The 15,535-nt window shown below is 74.3% G+C and carries 13 protein-coding genes; 4 read left to right on the forward strand and 9 right to left on the reverse strand.

Annotation, left to right across the window (positions count from 1 at the left end; translation table 11 throughout):
- The first annotated feature begins 147 nt into the window (after positions 1-147).
- Positions 148-384 carry a hypothetical protein gene (locus AB0F03_RS14445; RefSeq protein ID WP_361990605.1) on the forward strand — a complete coding sequence of 79 codons (237 nt, stop codon included), beginning with the start codon at positions 148-150 and terminating at the stop codon, positions 382-384.
- A 70-nt stretch (positions 385-454) separates the two neighbouring features.
- Here AB0F03_RS14445 and AB0F03_RS14450 read toward each other — a convergent pair whose 3' ends face one another.
- Both AB0F03_RS14450 and AB0F03_RS14455 read right to left on the reverse strand, forming a co-directional pair.
- On the reverse strand, positions 455-1,033 hold the full coding sequence (locus AB0F03_RS14450) for an RDD family protein (RefSeq protein ID WP_361990608.1): 579 nt from the start codon (positions 1,031-1,033) through the stop codon (positions 455-457).
- A gap of 75 nt (positions 1,034-1,108) precedes the next feature.
- Positions 1,109-3,106, reverse strand: a complete 1,998-nt coding sequence (locus AB0F03_RS14455; RefSeq protein WP_361990611.1) for an RDD family protein — start codon at positions 3,104-3,106, stop codon at positions 1,109-1,111.
- A 233-nt stretch (positions 3,107-3,339) separates the two neighbouring features.
- Here AB0F03_RS14455 and AB0F03_RS14460 point away from each other — a divergent pair, with 233 nt between their 5' ends.
- Complete coding sequence (locus tag AB0F03_RS14460; protein WP_361990614.1) at positions 3,340-3,753, forward strand: SsgA family sporulation/cell division regulator; 414 nt, start codon at positions 3,340-3,342, stop codon at positions 3,751-3,753.
- A 14-nt stretch (positions 3,754-3,767) separates the two neighbouring features.
- On the opposite strand, the gene AB0F03_RS14465 is transcribed toward AB0F03_RS14460, so the two are convergent.
- The gene (locus AB0F03_RS14465; protein ID WP_361990853.1) at positions 3,768-5,174 is read right to left on the reverse strand and encodes an FAD-linked oxidase C-terminal domain-containing protein; all 1,407 of its coding nucleotides are present in this window, start codon (positions 5,172-5,174) and stop codon (positions 3,768-3,770) included.
- 92 nt (positions 5,175-5,266) lie between these two features.
- Here AB0F03_RS14465 and AB0F03_RS14470 point away from each other — a divergent pair, with 92 nt between their 5' ends.
- On the forward strand, positions 5,267-6,736 hold the full coding sequence (locus AB0F03_RS14470; protein ID WP_361990616.1) for a tetratricopeptide repeat protein: 1,470 nt from the start codon (positions 5,267-5,269) through the stop codon (positions 6,734-6,736).
- Between the two features lie 28 nt (positions 6,737-6,764).
- Here AB0F03_RS14470 and AB0F03_RS14475 read toward each other — a convergent pair whose 3' ends face one another.
- Together AB0F03_RS14475 and hppD are read right to left on the reverse strand one after the other, a co-directional pair.
- A complete protein-coding gene (locus AB0F03_RS14475; protein ID WP_361990619.1) occupies positions 6,765-7,613 on the reverse strand; it encodes a Teichoic acid biosynthesis protein C (Precursor) in 849 nt (282 codons plus the stop codon).
- 35 nt (positions 7,614-7,648) lie between these two features.
- Complete coding sequence (gene hppD / locus AB0F03_RS14480; protein ID WP_361990622.1) at positions 7,649-8,797, reverse strand: 4-hydroxyphenylpyruvate dioxygenase; 1,149 nt, start codon at positions 8,795-8,797, stop codon at positions 7,649-7,651.
- Between the two features lie 122 nt (positions 8,798-8,919).
- On the opposite strand from hppD, the gene AB0F03_RS14485 reads away from it, so the two are divergent.
- Positions 8,920-9,390, forward strand: coding sequence for an Lrp/AsnC family transcriptional regulator (locus AB0F03_RS14485; protein WP_356823882.1), 471 nt, complete (start codon positions 8,920-8,922; stop codon positions 9,388-9,390).
- A 128-nt stretch (positions 9,391-9,518) separates the two neighbouring features.
- Here the strand turns inward: AB0F03_RS14485 and AB0F03_RS14490 are convergent, their stop codons facing one another.
- The 4 genes from AB0F03_RS14490 to AB0F03_RS14505 all read right to left on the reverse strand — a co-directional run bounded on the left by AB0F03_RS14490 (position 9,519) and on the right by AB0F03_RS14505 (position 15,389).
- Positions 9,519-10,310 (reverse strand): S16 family serine protease, encoded by a 792-nt coding sequence (locus AB0F03_RS14490; RefSeq protein WP_361990626.1) that lies wholly within the window; start codon positions 10,308-10,310, stop codon positions 9,519-9,521.
- A 601-nt stretch (positions 10,311-10,911) separates the two neighbouring features.
- A complete protein-coding gene (locus AB0F03_RS14495; RefSeq protein WP_361990629.1) occupies positions 10,912-11,553 on the reverse strand; it encodes a helix-turn-helix domain-containing protein in 642 nt (213 codons plus the stop codon).
- 336 nt (positions 11,554-11,889) lie between these two features.
- Positions 11,890-13,689 (reverse strand): DEAD/DEAH box helicase, encoded by a 1,800-nt coding sequence (locus AB0F03_RS14500; RefSeq protein WP_361990631.1) that lies wholly within the window; start codon positions 13,687-13,689, stop codon positions 11,890-11,892.
- Positions 13,690-13,946: 257 nt separating this feature from the next.
- Entirely contained in the window at positions 13,947-15,389 is a 1,443-nt protein-coding gene (locus tag AB0F03_RS14505; RefSeq protein ID WP_361990634.1) for an MFS transporter, read from the reverse strand.
- Between the last annotated feature and the right edge of the window lie 146 nt (positions 15,390-15,535).

The raw sequence follows: 15,535 nt of genomic DNA on the forward strand, positions 1-15,535 counted from the left end.
GCCCGTCCGGCGAGACGGATGTCTCCGTGCGCCCCCTGTGCACCGGTACCGTGGGTTAGGCCGCGCTTACCGGGCGTCCCGCTCGGGCATGCACGCCAAGAGAGCCCCACGGCACCCCATCCCCGAAACCGCCGAGGACCGATTGCCATGCCTCGTCCGACCGCCGCACAGCTCGCCTACGGTGTCTGCACCGTGATCCTCTCGACGTTCGCCATGCTGCTGCTGTCGCAGGCGAGTTCGGTCGTCGGGATCAGCGTCATCGCCCTCGCCGCCCTCGCCCTGGGCCTGCTGGTCGCCCTGACGGCCCCCGCCCCGCGGTCCCGCCCGGCGCAGGCACCCGCCGAGACCGCACCGGCCGAGGAGCGCGTCCCCACGTCCTTCTGACCCGACCCCGCGCGCGGTCGCTCACCCCCGCGGTGTCCGCGCGCCCCTCCCGGCGACCGGCCGGCCGGTCTCAACCGGTGCTGACCACCACCGTCCTGGCCGCCTTGTCGTGCAGACCCTGCTTGTACGGCTTGTCGAAGAAGCTCCATCCGCCCGCGATCGCCGTCCACAGGCAGCAGCAGCAGAAGGCGAACGGCAGCCACAGCACCAGGGAGCGGATCAGCGCGGTCCGCACGGAGGGGGTGGTGCCGTCGGCCAGGTCGGCCACCCGCAGGGCGAGCCACTTCTTGCCGAGGGTCTGCCCCGATCTGCTGATCATGACGGTGTCGTAGAGGACGTAGAGCACGGCCATGATGACGGCCGGGGCGAAGGACCGGCCGACCTGCATGCGGTCGTTGTCGACGGAGTACGCCCGCAGTCCGAAGGCCCAGGTGAGCAGCCAGACGAGGACGAGGACGAGGACCATGTCGATGATCCTCGCGAGCGTCCGCCGGGCGCTGTCCGCGAGCGGGGGCATGCCGGCCAGGGGGTCGCCGGGGTGACCGGGGCCGCCACCGCCGTCGTACGGGCCGCCGCCGTACGGGGGTGTCGGGCCGCCGCCGGACGGCGGGGGCGGATATCCGGAGCCGGAGGGCGGTTCGCTGATCATGGCCCGAGTGCACCGCGGCCCTTCCGGCGCCGCATCCGGAGGGCGGCCGTACGGACTACGGCCGTCCGTGCCGCGTCAGCCGGCGACGAACGTGTGGGCCGCCTTGTCGTGCCAGCACTGGTGCCACGGCCGGTCGAACAGACACCACAGCATGCCCACGACACCGACGACGAGCAGCCCCGGCACGCTGAACACCAGCCAGCGGCGCAGCGCCGGGCCGAACGCCGGGGGCTCGTGCCCCTCGATGTCCCGCACCTGGAGGCCGCACACCTTCTTGCCGAGGGTGCGGCCCCAGCGAGCGGTGGGCAGCACCTCGTAGAGGACTCCGGCGAGGAGCAGGACGGCGAGGACGATGCCGAGGCTGGTACCCGTCGTGCCGTCGAGCAGCCAGACGGTGACGGTACGGCCGGACAGCTTGGCCGCGTCGATCTTCTGCTGCACGTGGTCCGCGGCCCGCAGACCGAGCGGCACCGCGGCGGCGGCCGTCACGGCCCCCAGCACCAGCAGGTCGATCAGCCGGGCCGCGAACCGCTTGCCGAGCCCGGCGGGCCGCGCGGCCGCCTGGCGGCGGGCGGCGGCCTGGAACACGTCTTCCACCGGAGGCTTCCACGGCGCCGGCGGCTGCTCGTCCCCGCCCCCGGCCAGCCGGTGCACCTGCTGCGCCCAGGACGACTGGCCGCCGCCGGCGCCGCTGGTCAGCGGGGTGGCCGGGGCACCGGGCTGCGGGGGCACGGGCGGGGTGACGGCGGGGGCGCCCGGGCCCGGCCGCGCGCCCTGCACGTTCTGCGGGGCCTCGGCCGCCGGGACGGCGGTGGCGCGGGCGGCGGCGGCCTTTCCGGCGCCGAAGCCGTGGTTGCCGGCCGGGGGCGAGGAGGCGGGGGTCGTCGGCGGGGGTGCGCCGACCGGGCCCTGGGTGCCGAAACCGGCCGGACCGGAATCCGGGCCGCCGGACGTGCCGCCCTCCGCGCCGGTCGCCCCGGCCGGGCCGGGCGGTACCGGGCGGAAGGTCATCGTGCCGTCGTCCGTGCGGGCCGCCGGGCCGGGGATCGGGCGCCGGAAGAGGAAGGTGCCGGGGTCCGGGGCCTCGTCCTCCGCCGGGGGTGTCGCGGCGCCTTCGGTACGGGCGCCGACCCGGCCATCGGCCGGCCCGGCCGGGACTCGGGGATCCACCCCCCAGCCGTCGGCCCGCCCGGCGTCACCCTGGATGCCGGGATGCCCGGACTGACTGGGGAGGCTGGGGTGAGCACTGTGACCGGCGTGGCTGGACTGACTCGGGAGGCCGGGGAGGCCTGGATGGTCGGCGTGGCCGGACTGGGCGGGGAAGCCGTGGTGGCTGGACTGACTGGGGAGGCCCGGGTGGCCGGGGTGATCAGGGTGGCCGGACTGACCCGGGAGGCCCGCGTGACCTTCGTGGCTCGACTGACCCGGGAGGCCCGCGTGACCTGGGTGGCCGGACTGACCCGGGAAGCCCGCATGGCCTTGGTGGCCGGACTGACTCGGGAGGCCCGGGTGGCCGGGCTGGGCCGGTCCGTCCGGCTGTCCGCCCCCGCTCCACTGCTCTCCCGGCCCCGGGACGCCGGACGCGCCCGGCGCACCACCCGGCGCACCACCCGCTCCGGACGCGAAGGACCCGCTGGTGTCACCGAACCCACCGGGCACACCGGACCCACCGGTGCCGCCGAACGCCCCGCCCCCGGCGGACGCGCCGAACGTCCCCGGCCCGTCCGACCCGCCCGGATCGGCCGGCCGGCCCCACTGCGCGCTCTTCGCGTCCTGTTCGTCGTCCGTGTGGGGCCACGGGGCGGCGGGACCGGTCGGGCCGGAGTGCGGCTGCCGTACGGGTTCGGCCGGGTCCTCGTCGAAGAAGTGGGGGCCCGTCTCCTCGACGGACGGGGCCGCGGGGCGGATGCCGGCCGGCGGGATGAGCTGTTCGCCGTCCCGCGGCGCCGGGCGGCTGGTGCCGGGCATCCAGGAGGTGCCGTTCCAGTACCGGACGTAGCCGGGGATGGACGGGTCCGGGTAGTAGCCCTCGCGGGGCCTGTCGTCACCTGCGGCCGGGGTTGGGGCGCTCATGTCCGTCGTCCCGTATCTGCTCGGGGGTGGGATGGGAGCCTCCACATCTATCAGACCCGGGCATCCCCCACCGCCACTCCCGCAGGACCCACTCCTTTCCGGGTAACGCCGTGCCCGTCCCCCGGGCACGGCGCCGAGAAACCCCCCGAACCCGCGTAATGACCCGGTCTCCGCCGCCTCTCCCCCGGTACGGGCCCGGTCCGAGCGGCCCCGACCGGAGAGGAACCCAGGTCATGCGACACACCGTGGTGGAACGGGAGCTGGAGCTGAGGCTCATCCTGTCGCCGGAACGGAGTATCCCGGTCCCCGCCCGGCTGGACTACCGCTCCGATGATCCCTACGCCGTCCACGTCACCTTCCACATCGACTCCGAGGACCCGGTCAGCTGGACGTTCGCCCGCGAGCTGCTGGTGGAGGGGGTGTTCCGGCCGTGCGGGGACGGGGACGTACGGGTGTGGCCGGCGAGGGCGGACGGGCACCGGGTCGTCCTGCTGGCGCTGAGTTCCCCGGACGGCGACGCGCTGCTGCGGGCACCGGTCGCGCAGGTGTCGGCGTGGCTGGAGCGGACGCTGCGGGTGGTGCCGCCGGGGACGGAGGGCGGCCGGCTGGGCATCGACGGCGCACTCGAGGAGCTGCTCGCCCGGTGACCGCGGCCCGACGGTCAGAAGAGCTTGCCGGGGTTGAGGATGCCGAGCGGGTCGAAGACCTGTTTCACCGCCCGCTGCATCTCCACGCCGACGGGGCCGATCTCGCGGGCGAGCCACTCCTTCTTCAGCACGCCGACGCCGTGTTCGCCGGTGATGGTGCCGCCCAGTTGTAGGCCCAGGGCCATGATCTCGTCGAAGGACTCGCGGGCCCGCCGGGACTCGTCGGGGTCGCCGGCGTCGAAGCAGACGGTGGGGTGGGTGTTGCCGTCACCGGCGTGCGCGCAGACGCCGATGGTGAGGCCGTACGCCGCGGCGATCCGCTCGACGCCCTCCAGCATGGCGCCGAGCCGGGAGCGGGGCACGCACACGTCGTCGATCATCGTCGTGCCCTTGACCGCCTCCAGCGCGGTCAGCGCGAGCCGCCGGGCCTGGAGCAGCAGTTCGGACTCGGCGGCGTCCTCGGCGGGGACGACCTGGGTGGCGCCGGCCGCCTCGCACAGGGCACCGACGGCGGCCAGGTCGGCGGCGGGGTCCGGGTTGTCGAAGGCGGCCAGCAGCAGCGCCTCGGTGGTCTCCGGCAGGCCCATGCGGGCGAGGGAGTTGACGGCCTTGACGGTCGTACGGTCCATCAGTTCGAGGAGGGAGGGGACGTGACCGCCCGCCATGATGCGGCAGACGGCGTCGCAGGCGGCGGCCGCGGAGGGGAACTCGGCGGCCAGGACGAGCTGCCGGGGCGGCCGGGGTTTCAGGGCGAGGACGGCGCGGACCACGATGCCGAGGGAGCCCTCGGAGCCGACGAAGAGGCGGGTCAGGTCGTAGCCGGCGACGCCCTTGGCGGTGCGGCGGCCGGTGGACAGCAGGCGGCCGTCGGCGAGGACGGCGTCCAGGCCGAGGACGTACTCGGCGGTCACGCCGTACTTGACGCAGCACAGCCCGCCGGAGGCCGTGCCGATGTTGCCGCCGATGGTGCACGTCTCCCAGCTGGAGGGGTCCGGCGGGTAGTACAGGCCGTGTTCCTCCACCGCGCGGGACAGGACCGCGTTGACCACGCCGGCCTCGACCACGGCGATCCGGTCGACGGGGCTGATCTCCAGGACGCGGTCCATCTTCACGAGGGAGAGCACGATGCAGCCGTCGGTGGCGTTGGCGCCGCCGGACAGGCCGGTGCGGGCGCCCTGGGGGACGACGGGGACGCGCAGCTCGGTGGCGGTGCGCATGACGTGCTGCACCTCCTCGACCGTGCGCGGCAGCACGACGACAGCCGGGGCGCCGGCCGGGCAGAAGCTCGCCATGTCGTGGGAGTAGGAGGCGGTGACGTCGGAGTCGGTCAGGACGGCCTCGGGCGGCAGGCCGGCCAGGAGCCGGTCGGTGAGAGTGCTCGTCTCCGCGTCGTGCGTCGCTTCGATACGGCTCATGATCACAGGTTCGCACTCGCGGCCATCGGTGTGAACCCCGTCCGCGCCGCCCTTGGGCCACCCGGATGTGTTCGTCATATTGACGCACAGTAGGCCTTGTGAACGACCGACTGTGCGAGCCGGGTACGTCCCGGCCGGCCGGGCCGCGGCGCCGTTTCCGGCGGACGCTGGGGCGGGTGCTGGTCGCCACGCTCGCGGGCGGTGCCGCCGCGGGCGTGGTGCTGATGCTGCTGCCGCAGGAGCGGCCGCAGCCCGCTGTGCCCCCCGCCGCGGGCCCGCCCCGGCAGGCACCGGCGCTGACGGCGGTGACCTACGGGGTGCCGGCCGCGCTGCCCGGCCTGGCGGCGCTCGTGGCCCGGCAGGAGCAGCGGGTGCGGGCGCAGCCGCGGGACGCGCGGGCGTGGGCGGTGCTCGGGGCGGCGTACGCGGAGCGGGGCCGCCGGACGGGTGACGCGGCGGACTATCCGCGGGCCGACCGGGCGCTGCGGACCTCGCTGGAGGTCCGCGGCACGCGGAACACCGAGGCGCTGGACGGGCTGGCCGCGCTGGCGCTGGCCCGCCGGGACTTTCCGGCGGCGAAACGGTACGGCGAGGAGGCGCTGAAGGCGGCGCCCAAGCGGTGGTCGGCGTATCCGCCGCTGATCGACGCGTACACCGGGCTCGGTGACCACAAGGCGGCCCAGCAGGCCCTGGACAAGCTGCTGGGGCTGCGCACCGGCGCTCAGGAGCGGCCGGCCGTGATGGCGCGGGCCGCGGCCGTGTACCGGGACCGGGGCTGGCGCGAGGACGCGGTGGCCCAGCTGACCGACGCGGCGGCCGCCGCCCGCACCCCGGCCGAGCGGGCGGCGTGGCTGACCGGGGTGGGGCAGCTGGCCTGGGAGCGCGGGGACCTGCCGGACGCGCTGCGGCACTTCGAGGCGGCGCTGCGCCTCGACCCTGAGCAGTCGGCGGCATCGGTCGGGCGGGCCCGGACGCTGGCCGCGCTGGGGCGTACGACGGAGGCGCTGAGCGGGTACCGCGCGGCCCTCGCCCGGCAGCCGGACCCGGCGGTCCTGCTGGAGCTGGGTGAGCTGTACGAGTCGCGGGGGCAGGAGCGGCTCGCCGCGGAGCAGTACGCGCGGTTGCGGACGGCGGTGGAGCAGGCGGTGGCGGGCGGGGTCGACGAGGAGCTGCTGATCGGGCGGTTCGAGGCGGACCACGGGGAGGCGCCGGACGCCGTGGAACGGTTGCGGGACGAGTGGCGGCGGCAGCCGGGGACCGAGGTGGCCGACGCGCTGGGCTGGGCGCTGCACCGGGCCGGGGAGGACTCGGAGGCGCTGAGCTACGCGACCGCGGCGACGGACAAGACCAAGGGCGGCGGGGTGCGCAGCGCGCTGTACGCGTTCCACCGGGGCATGATCGAGGGCGAGCTGGACCGGTACGGGCCCGCGCGGCGGCATCTGGAGGAGGCGCTGCGGATCAATCCGTACTTCTCGCCCCTGGGCGTACCGGCGGCCCGGAGGGCACTGCGGACACTGGGCGAACCCCCACCCGGCGAACCCCCCGGCGAGGAGGGCTGGGAGGGCTAGGAGGGCGGGGAGCCGCGCCGATGAGGGATCACTTGTAGTAGATCGAGAACCTGCGGGCGCCCTCCCGCCCCGACGCGAACCCCAGGTACAGGCGCGGGGTGCCGGTGCGGCGGACGGCGAGGCCCTCCGGCTCACGGTGGTCGAGGGAGTACGCCGCCTCGGTGCGGTGGCGGGCGAGGAGTTCACCGGTGCGGATGTCCAGGCAGGACAGGTGGGTGTCGCCGTGCCCGGCGGGCGGATTGGTGCGCGGGTCGTAGGCGGAGCCCGCGAGCTGGTAGAGGTGGTCGCCGTGCAGGGCGTACCCCTGGAAGGGGGCGGCCGGGTCGGGATGGGCGCCGGTCTGGGGGAGGTCGGCGAGCGGGGAGCCGTAGTCGCGGGCCGTGAAGGCGGCCAGGTCCCAGACGCGGTAGCGGGGGGTACCGCGCAGGCGGTAGCGGACGGCCAGGCGGCCGGTGGCCGGGCAGACCGTGGGCTGGTTGCCGTGCGAGCCCTCGACCGGGTGGCGGACCCGGACGTCCCCGGCCGTGCGGGTGGCCCCGTCGGCGAACCGGAAGCGGGTGACGCCCCGGCCGTAGCCGCCGGCGGCGTCGGCCTCGGTCCAGAGCCACACCGTGCCGTCGGTGTCGTGCTGGACGCCCATGCTCACGCCGTGCCCGAAGCCCCTGAGGTACATGTGGCCGAGGCGCCGGCCCTGGAGGTCGAGGCGGTTGAGGCACAGGTCGCCGGCGTCCCGGCCGCCGCGGGTGAGCTGGAGGACGTAGAGGTGGTGGTGGACCTCGTCGAAGGCGAACGACTGGAGGACCGTGGGTTCGCGCAGCGTGTCCTTCTGCCGCAGCCAGCGGACGGCCGGTGCGGCGAGGTCGATGCGTTCCTCCACGGTCCCCCCTGGACGGCCCGGCGGGGGCCCGGCGGTTACAGGTTGCCCCGCTTGTCCTGCTCGCGTTCGATCGCCTCGAACAGTGCCTTGAAGTTGCCCTTGCCGAAGCCCATCGAACCGTGCCGCTCGATGAGTTCGAAGAAGACGGTCGGCCGGTCCTGGACGGGCTTGGTGAAGATCTGGAGCAGGTAGCCGTCTTCGTCACGGTCGGCCAGGATCTTCAGCTCGCGCAGGGTGTCGACGGGCACGCGGGTGTCGCCGACCCACTCGCCGAGGGTGTCGTAGTAGGAGTCGGGGGTGTCGAGGAACTCGACGCCGGCCGCGCGCATGGTGCGGACCGTCTGCACGATGTCGTTGGTGTTGAGCGCGATGTGCTGGACGCCGGCGCCGCCGTAGAACTCCAGGTACTCGTCGATCTGGGACTTCTTCTTGGCGATCGCCGGCTCGTTGATCGGGAACTTCACCTTCAGGGTGCCGTCCGCGACGACCTTCGACATCAGCGCGCTGTACTCGGTGGCGATGTCGTCGCCGACGAACTCCTTCATGTTCGTGAAGCCCATGACCGTGTTGTAGAACCGCACCCACTCGTTCATCCGGCCGAGCTCGACGTTGCCGACGCAGTGGTCGACGGCCTGGAAGGTGCGCTGGGCGGGCGGCTCGACGAGCGGCGCGGCGGCGGTGTAGCCGGGCAGGTAGGGGCCGTCGTAGCCGGTGCGCTCGACCAGGGTGTGGCGGGTCTCGCCGTAGGTGGCGATGGCGGCGAGGACGACCGTGCCGTGCTCGTCCTTCACCTCGTACGGCTCGGCGACCGAGCGGGCGCCGTGCTCGATGGCGTAGGCGTGGGCGCGGCGGGCGTCGGGGACCTCGATGGCCAGGTCGACGACGCCGTCGCCGTGCTCGGCCACGTGCTGGGCGAGGAAGTGGCCCCAGTCGGTGACCGGCCTGATCACCGAGGTGAGGACGAAGCGGGCGGAGCCGTTCTCCAGCACGTAGCTCGCGGTCTCGCGGCTGCCGTTCTCCGGTCCGGAGTAGGCGACCAGCCGCATGCCGAAGGCGGTGGAGTAGTAGTGCGCCGCCTGCTTGGCGTTGCCCACGGCGAAGACGACCGCGTCCATTCCCTTGACCGGGAAGGGGTCGGCCTGCCGGGCGGTCGTCTCGGGAGTGTGGTCTGTGGTCTGCGTCATAGCGGAAGAGTCGCGCTGCTCTGCAAGCTGCGCAATAGTTCGCGTCTTCACTGGGCAATCAGACCAGTGGTACGCCCGTTCCGGCGGACTTTCTGTACAGGCTGACCATCTCGGGGGGTCCCGTGGCGATCGATCATCTGGACGGCCGCATCATCGTGCTGCTCGCCGAGGAGCCGCGCATCGGGGTGCTGGAGATGTCCCGGCGGCTGGGCGTCGCCCGGGGCACGGTGCAGGCGCGCCTGGACCGGCTTCAGTCGAACGGAGTCATCCGCGGATTCGGCCCCCAGGTGGACCCGGCGGCCCTCGGCTACCCGGTCACCGCGTTCGCCACGCTGGAGATCCGCCAGGGCCAAGGGGCCGACGTACGGGCCCACCTGGCGAGCGTTCCGGAGGTCCTGGAGCTGCTGACCACCACCGGCAACGGGGACATGCTGTGCCGGCTGGTGGCCCGCTCGAACGCCGATCTCCAGCGGGTGATCGACCGGGTCGTCGGCTTCGACGGCATTGTCCGGGCGTCCACGACGATCGTCATGGAGAACCCCGTTCCGCTGCGGATCATCCCGCTGGTGGAGCAGGCGGCCCTCGGTGGGTGAGCCGGCGGGGCGCGCCCCGCAGACCCTCAGCCGTGGCGCCGGCCCGGACGCGGGAGGAGGGAGTCGTGAAGTAGCGGCCCGGCAGCGCGGCGTGGGGATCATCCTTGCCGTGGACGCCCCGTAGAGACTCAGCAGCTCGGGACCGGGCCCTTGCCCTTCTCCAGGGCCACCAGGGAGTCGACCGCGCCCTTCAGCGTGGTCACCGGGACCAGCCGCAGCCCCTTCGGCAGCTCCGACCCGGCGTCGGCGCACTCCGCCTTCGGCACCAGGAAGACGGTGGCCCCGTCCCGGCGCGCGGCCCGCGTCTTCAGGGCCACCCCGCCGACCGCGCCGACCTTGCCGTCGGCGTCGATCGTGCCCGTACCGGCGATCGTGCGGCCCCCCGTGAGATCGCCGCCGCCGCCGTCACCGTCCAGCTTGTCGACGATGCCCAGGGTGAACAGCAGCCCCGCACTGGGCCCGCCCACGTCGGCGAGCTTCAGCGAGACCCTGACCTTGCCCGCGCTCAGATGCAGGTACTTCAGCGCCGCCTGGGCCGCCGCGTCCTGGGACTGCCGCATCTGTGCCGCGTTGTGCTTCTCGATCTCCTTGACGGTGTCACCGCTCGGGTAGACCGAGCCGCGCGGCATGACGGCCCGGTCGGTGCGGAACCAGTTGCCGAGCACGTCGGCGAGGGACACCCGGGCATCCGGGCCGGTCGCCTCGATCGTGGTCATGCGCAATTGCCCGCTGGTCCTGCGGGTCGCCGCGCCGGAGACGGTGATCACCGGAGTGCCCTTGTTCTCGCCGAGCACGTTCGCCGTCATGCCGGGCTGCGCCACCGAGAACGGCAGCGGCGCGAACACGGCCGTGGCGATCAGGGCCACGACGGGCAGCGCGCAGACGGTGAGGGCCTGGGAGCGTGTGAGACGTGAGAGCACGGAGTCAATCTAACGTGCGCCTCCACCCGACCCGCCCGGCACGGACCGCACGCGCACCGGCCGGGGCGCACGGTCAGACCGGTCCGATCCGGACCGGCGCGCGGTCCGGGTGGAACCGGCGCGGGGCCGGGGCGGGGCCGGGGCGGGGGCCCGGGGCGGGGCCGGTACACGGCCAGGGGGGCGGCGCGCGGTCCCGGCGCGGGGCCGGTACGCGGTCCCGAGGCGGGGCCGGTACGCGGTCCCGAGGGGCGGCGCGCGGTCCGGGGGGCGGCGCGCCGGTTCCGGGGGCGGCGCGCGGTCCGACAAGCGCCGGTACGCAGGCCCGGGGCGGGGCCGTACGCGGGGCCGAGGAGGGGCCGGTGCGCGCTCCCGGCGCAGGGCCGGTACGCGGGCCCGAGGAATGACCGGTGCGCGAGCCGGGACGGAGCCGGTGCACGGGCCCGAGGAGGGGCAGTGCACGATCCCGAGGTGGGGCCGATATACGGCCGGGGGCGGCGCGCGGCCCGGCAAGCGCTGGCGCGCGGCCCGGCAAGCGCTGGCGCTCGGCCCGGCAGGGGCGCCGGCGGCCGGGCCGGCAAGGGCGCCGGCGGCCGGGGCGGGATCAGCGCAGGGCCTCCGCGACCTCGCGTGCCGCCTCCACCACCCGCGGTCCCACCCGCTCCGGCACGGAGTCCGTCAGCATCACCACGCCCACGCTTCCCTCGACCCCGGTGACCCCGACCAGCGGCGCCGCCGCCCCGCTCGCCCCCGCCTCCAGCTCACCGTGGGTGAGCGTGTACCCGGGATCGGCGGACGGCGACTGCCGCGCGGCGAGGATGGCCCGGCCGGCCGCGCCCCGGTCCAGGGGGTGACGGAATCCGGGCCGGTAGGCCACGTGGTAGTCCGTCCACGTCGGCTCCACCACCGCCACGGCCAGCGCCTCGGAGCCGTCCACCAGGGTCAGGTGCGCGGTCGCCCCTATGTCCTCGGCGAGCGAGCGCAGCGCGGGCAGCGCGGCCTCCCGTACCAGCGGATGCACCTGCCTGCCCAGCCGCAGCACCCCGAGCCCGACCCGGGCCCGGCCGCCCAGGTCCCGCCGTACCAGCGCGTGCTGTTCCAGGGTGGCCAGCAGCCGGTAGACCACGGTCCGGTTCACGCCCAGTTTGGTGGACAACTCGGTGACGGTCAGTCCGTGGTCGGTGTCGGCGAGCAGTTTGAGGACACGCAGTCCCCGGTCGAGCGTCTGAGAGGTCTCCGCGGTCACGACGCCCACTCCTTTGGTGGTGAGGCCGGCGGCCCCTGAGCGGCGGATGCGTCGTCGAGTCCCGTCGGCGACGCGCTTCAGAGGCCGCCGATCGGCAGGACGGCCCGGCGGCTGGCGGGCCGAGTCGCTTCACGGCTGCGCTCCGCGGCGGCGCTGCCACGGGGCGTGTGCGTAGCGGGACAGTAGCGAAGCCGGTTCGCTGAGCGGAAGGCTTCGTCCAGAATCCGGGCAGGCCCGGAGCCGGCCTGCCTGCATTCGTCCGGATACGCACGGCCCCCGACGTGGGCGGGCGTCACCGCGTCCGGCCGGCCCTCTCCTGCACCTCGTGCGGGGACGTCACCGCATCCGCGTGGCCCACTCCTGCACCTTCGCAATGCGCTGCCGCAACTGCCCCGCGGTCGCCTCCGCGCTCGGCGGGCCCCCGCACACCCGCCGCAGCTCGGTGTGGATCACCCCGTGCGGCTTGCCGCTCTGGTGCACGTACGCGCTGACCATCGTGTTGAGCTGCTTGCGCAGCTCCATCAGCTCCTTGTGCGTGACCACCGGCCGCCGCTCGGCCGGCACCTCCAGCAGGTCGGCCTCGGTGTCCGGCTTCTTCCGGCTGTGCGCGATCTGCCGGGCCTGCCGCTTCTGGAGCAGCATCTGCACCTGGTCCGGCTCCAGCAGTCCGGGAATGCCGAGGTAGTCCTGCTCCTCCTCGCTCCCGGGGTGGGCCTGCATGCCGAACTCGGCGCCGTCGTACAGCACCCGGTCGAAGACGGCGTCGGACTCCAGCGCCTCGAAGGGCAGCATGTCCTGCTCGCCGGTGTCCTCGTCCTGCTGCTTGTTCGCCTCCTCCATCTCCTTCTCGGAGTCGGCGTACGGGTCCTCCTCGCCCTCCTTCTTCGGCTTGTCGAGGGCGTGGTCCCGTTCCTTCTCCATCTCGTTGGCGAAGGTCAGCAGGTCGGGCACGGTCGGCAGGAACACGGACGCGGTCTCGCCGCGCCGCCGGGACCGCACGAAACGCCCGACGGCCTGCGCGAAGAACAGCGGGGTGGAGATGGTGGTGGCGTACACCCCGACCGCGAGCCGCGGCACGTCGACGCCCTCGGACACCATGCGTACGGCGACCATCCACCGGTCGTCGCCGTCGCTGAACTCGTCGATCCGCTTCGAGGCGCCGACGTCGTCGGAGAGGACGAGCGTCGCCTTCGTACCGGTGATCTCCCGGATCAGCTTGGCGTACGCGCGCGCGGAGTCCTGGTCGGAGGCGATGACGAGCGCGCCCGCGTCGGGGATCGCCTTGCGGACCTCGGTCAGCCGCTGGTCGGCGGCGCGCAGCACGCTCGGCATCCAGTCGCCGCGCGGGTCGAGGGCGGTACGCCAGGCCTGGCTGACCGCGTCCTTGGTCATCGGCTCGCCGAGCCGGGCGGCGACCTCGTCACCGGCCTTCGTGCGCCAGCGCATGTTGCCGCTGTAGGAGAGGAAGATGACCGGCCGGACGACCCCGTCGGACAGGGCGGAGCCGTAGCCGTACGTGTAGTCCGCGGCGGATCGCCGGATGCCGTCCAGGCCCTCCTCGTACGTCACGAAGGGGATGGGGTTGGTGTCGGACCGGAACGGCGTACCGGTCAGCGCCAGCCGGCGGGTGGCGGGCTCGAACGCCTCCAGACAGGCCTCGCCCCACGACTTGCTGTCGCCGGCGTGGTGGATCTCGTCGAGGATGACGAGGGTCTTGCGCTGCTCGGCGCGGTTGCGGTGCAGCATCGGGCGGACACCGACACCGGCGTAGGTGACGGCCACCCCGTCGTACTCGCGGCCGAGCGGGCCCGCGCTGTACTCGGGGTCCAGCTTGATCCCTATCCGTGCCGCGGCCTCCGCCCACTGCTTCTTCAGATGCTCGGTGGGCGCGACCACGGTCACCTGCTGCACGACGTGGTGGTGCAGCAGCCAGGAGGCGAGGGTCAGCGCGAAGGTGGTCTTGCCGGCGCCGGGCGTGGCGACGGCGAGGAAGTCACGCGGCTGCTCCTGGAGGTACTTCTCCATCGCCCCCTGCTGCCAGGCGCGCAGCTTGCCGGCGGTGCCCCAGGGGGCCCGGCCCGGGAACGCGGGCGACAGGTGGTGGGAGTGGGCGGAGGAAGCGGCGGTGGTAGTCACGGTCTCCGGCAATGAGGTCGAATCGAGGGGGCCGCGCGCGGTGGGTGACGGGCGGGCGGCTCGGCTACGCAGGACAACCGGGCCACCCTACCGGCGCCGCCGGGCCGGCCACGCCCGGACGACGCCGGGCCGGCCCCGGGTGGGACCCACGTCACAGCCGCACGGTCACCGCCGCTTTCCGCTTCCTGCCGGACGGTACGCCGCTGAACAGGGCGTACGTCACACCCCGCCCGCCGGCCGGCTCCCGCCCCGCAGCCTCACCGCTGCCGCAGGCGGCGCGTCACCCACGTACCGGCCAGTGCGACCACCGCCGTCGGCAGGAAGACGGCCGCGAAGGCGGCGGGATGACCGGTGCCGGCCGCCGTCGCCGTGGTGGTGGTGGCCGCCGTGCTGCCGCCGCCCAGGGCCGCGAAGGCCGCGCCGGTCGCGGCCAGCAGGACGACGTTCGACAGCGCGTCGGAGATCTGGAGGGCGGCCGAGTTCGCGCCGGCCTCCTCCGGGGCGGACAGCTGGAGCAGCAGCACGCTCGTGGAGGAGATCACCAGCCCCATCCCGAAGCAGCCCACCCCCCAGGCGGCGGCGACCGTCCACACGGGCACGGAGTGCACCAGCACACTCGGGGCGGTCACGATCGCGGCGGCGACCATCACCATCCCCGCCGTCATCAGCCGCTCCCGGTACGGCGCCACGCGCGGCCGCGACTGCACGAACGAGCCCAGCGCCCACGTGACGCCGCCCGCCGCCAGCGAGAAACCGGCCAGCGTCGGCGACAGCCCGCGCTGGGTGACGAGCATCAGCGGCACGAAGGACTCGGCGGCGATGAACGACCCGGCGGACAGCCCGCGCAGCAGCACCACGGAGGGCAGGCCGCGGGCCGCCCGGTAGGTGCCGCGGGGAAGCAGCCCGCGGACGGCGGGCACCAGCAGCGCGGCACCGGCCAGCCCCGGGAGCACCGACAGGGGGCGCAGGTCCTGGGCGGCGTACTGGAGCAGCCCGGCGCCCAGGGAGATGCCCAGGGCGAGCCGGATGCGCCGCCGGTCGAAACCGCCCGCCCCGGTCTCCTCGTCCACCGCGCCGGACGCCCGCCGCCGTATCTGCGGCAGGGCGAGCGCGAGGGGGAACACGACGAGCGCCGGGATGCCCAGGAACACCCAGCGCCAGCCGAGGTGCTCGGTGACGGCGCCGGAGGCGAGGGGACCGACGATGGACGGTACGACCCAGCCGGCCGCGAAGGCCGCCATGATCGCGGGCCGCAGCCGGTCGGGATAGGCGCGGCCGACGACGACGTACAGGGCCACGATCACCAGCCCGCCCCCCAGCCCCTGCACGGCCCGACCCAGGATGAACACCCACATCACCTGGGCCGTCCCGGCGACGACCAGGCCCGTCGCGAACGCGCCGATACCCGCGGTCAGCGGACCCAGGGGGCCACGCCGATCGGACCACTGTCCCGCGAGGACCATCCCGAACAGGCTGGTCGTGAAGTACCCGGAGAAGGCGAACGCGTACAACGCCACGCCGTCGAGTTCCCGCGCCGCGACGGGCATCGCGGTGCCCACGGCTGTCGCCTCGAACGCGATGAGCACGACGACGGACACGATCCCGACACTCAGCGCCCGGTAGGCCCGGCCCAGCACGCCGTCGTCACGCCCGACGGGTGGTTCGAGGACAGCGGGGTCACGGGATTCGAGGGCACTCATGAAGGCCAGAGTAAGGCCCGCAACGGACCTTCGCCCCTGTCAGGAGCCCGACCGTCCCTCCGCCCTTGGTCCTACGCCCCGAGTCCCCTCATGAACGCCGTATGGCAGTCCCGTTGCAGCCCGCCCGTCCCCCTTGAGCCGCTCAC

This window comes from Streptomyces sp. NPDC028722 (assembly GCF_040637655.1).
Lineage (GTDB): Bacteria > Actinomycetota > Actinomycetes > Streptomycetales > Streptomycetaceae > Streptomyces.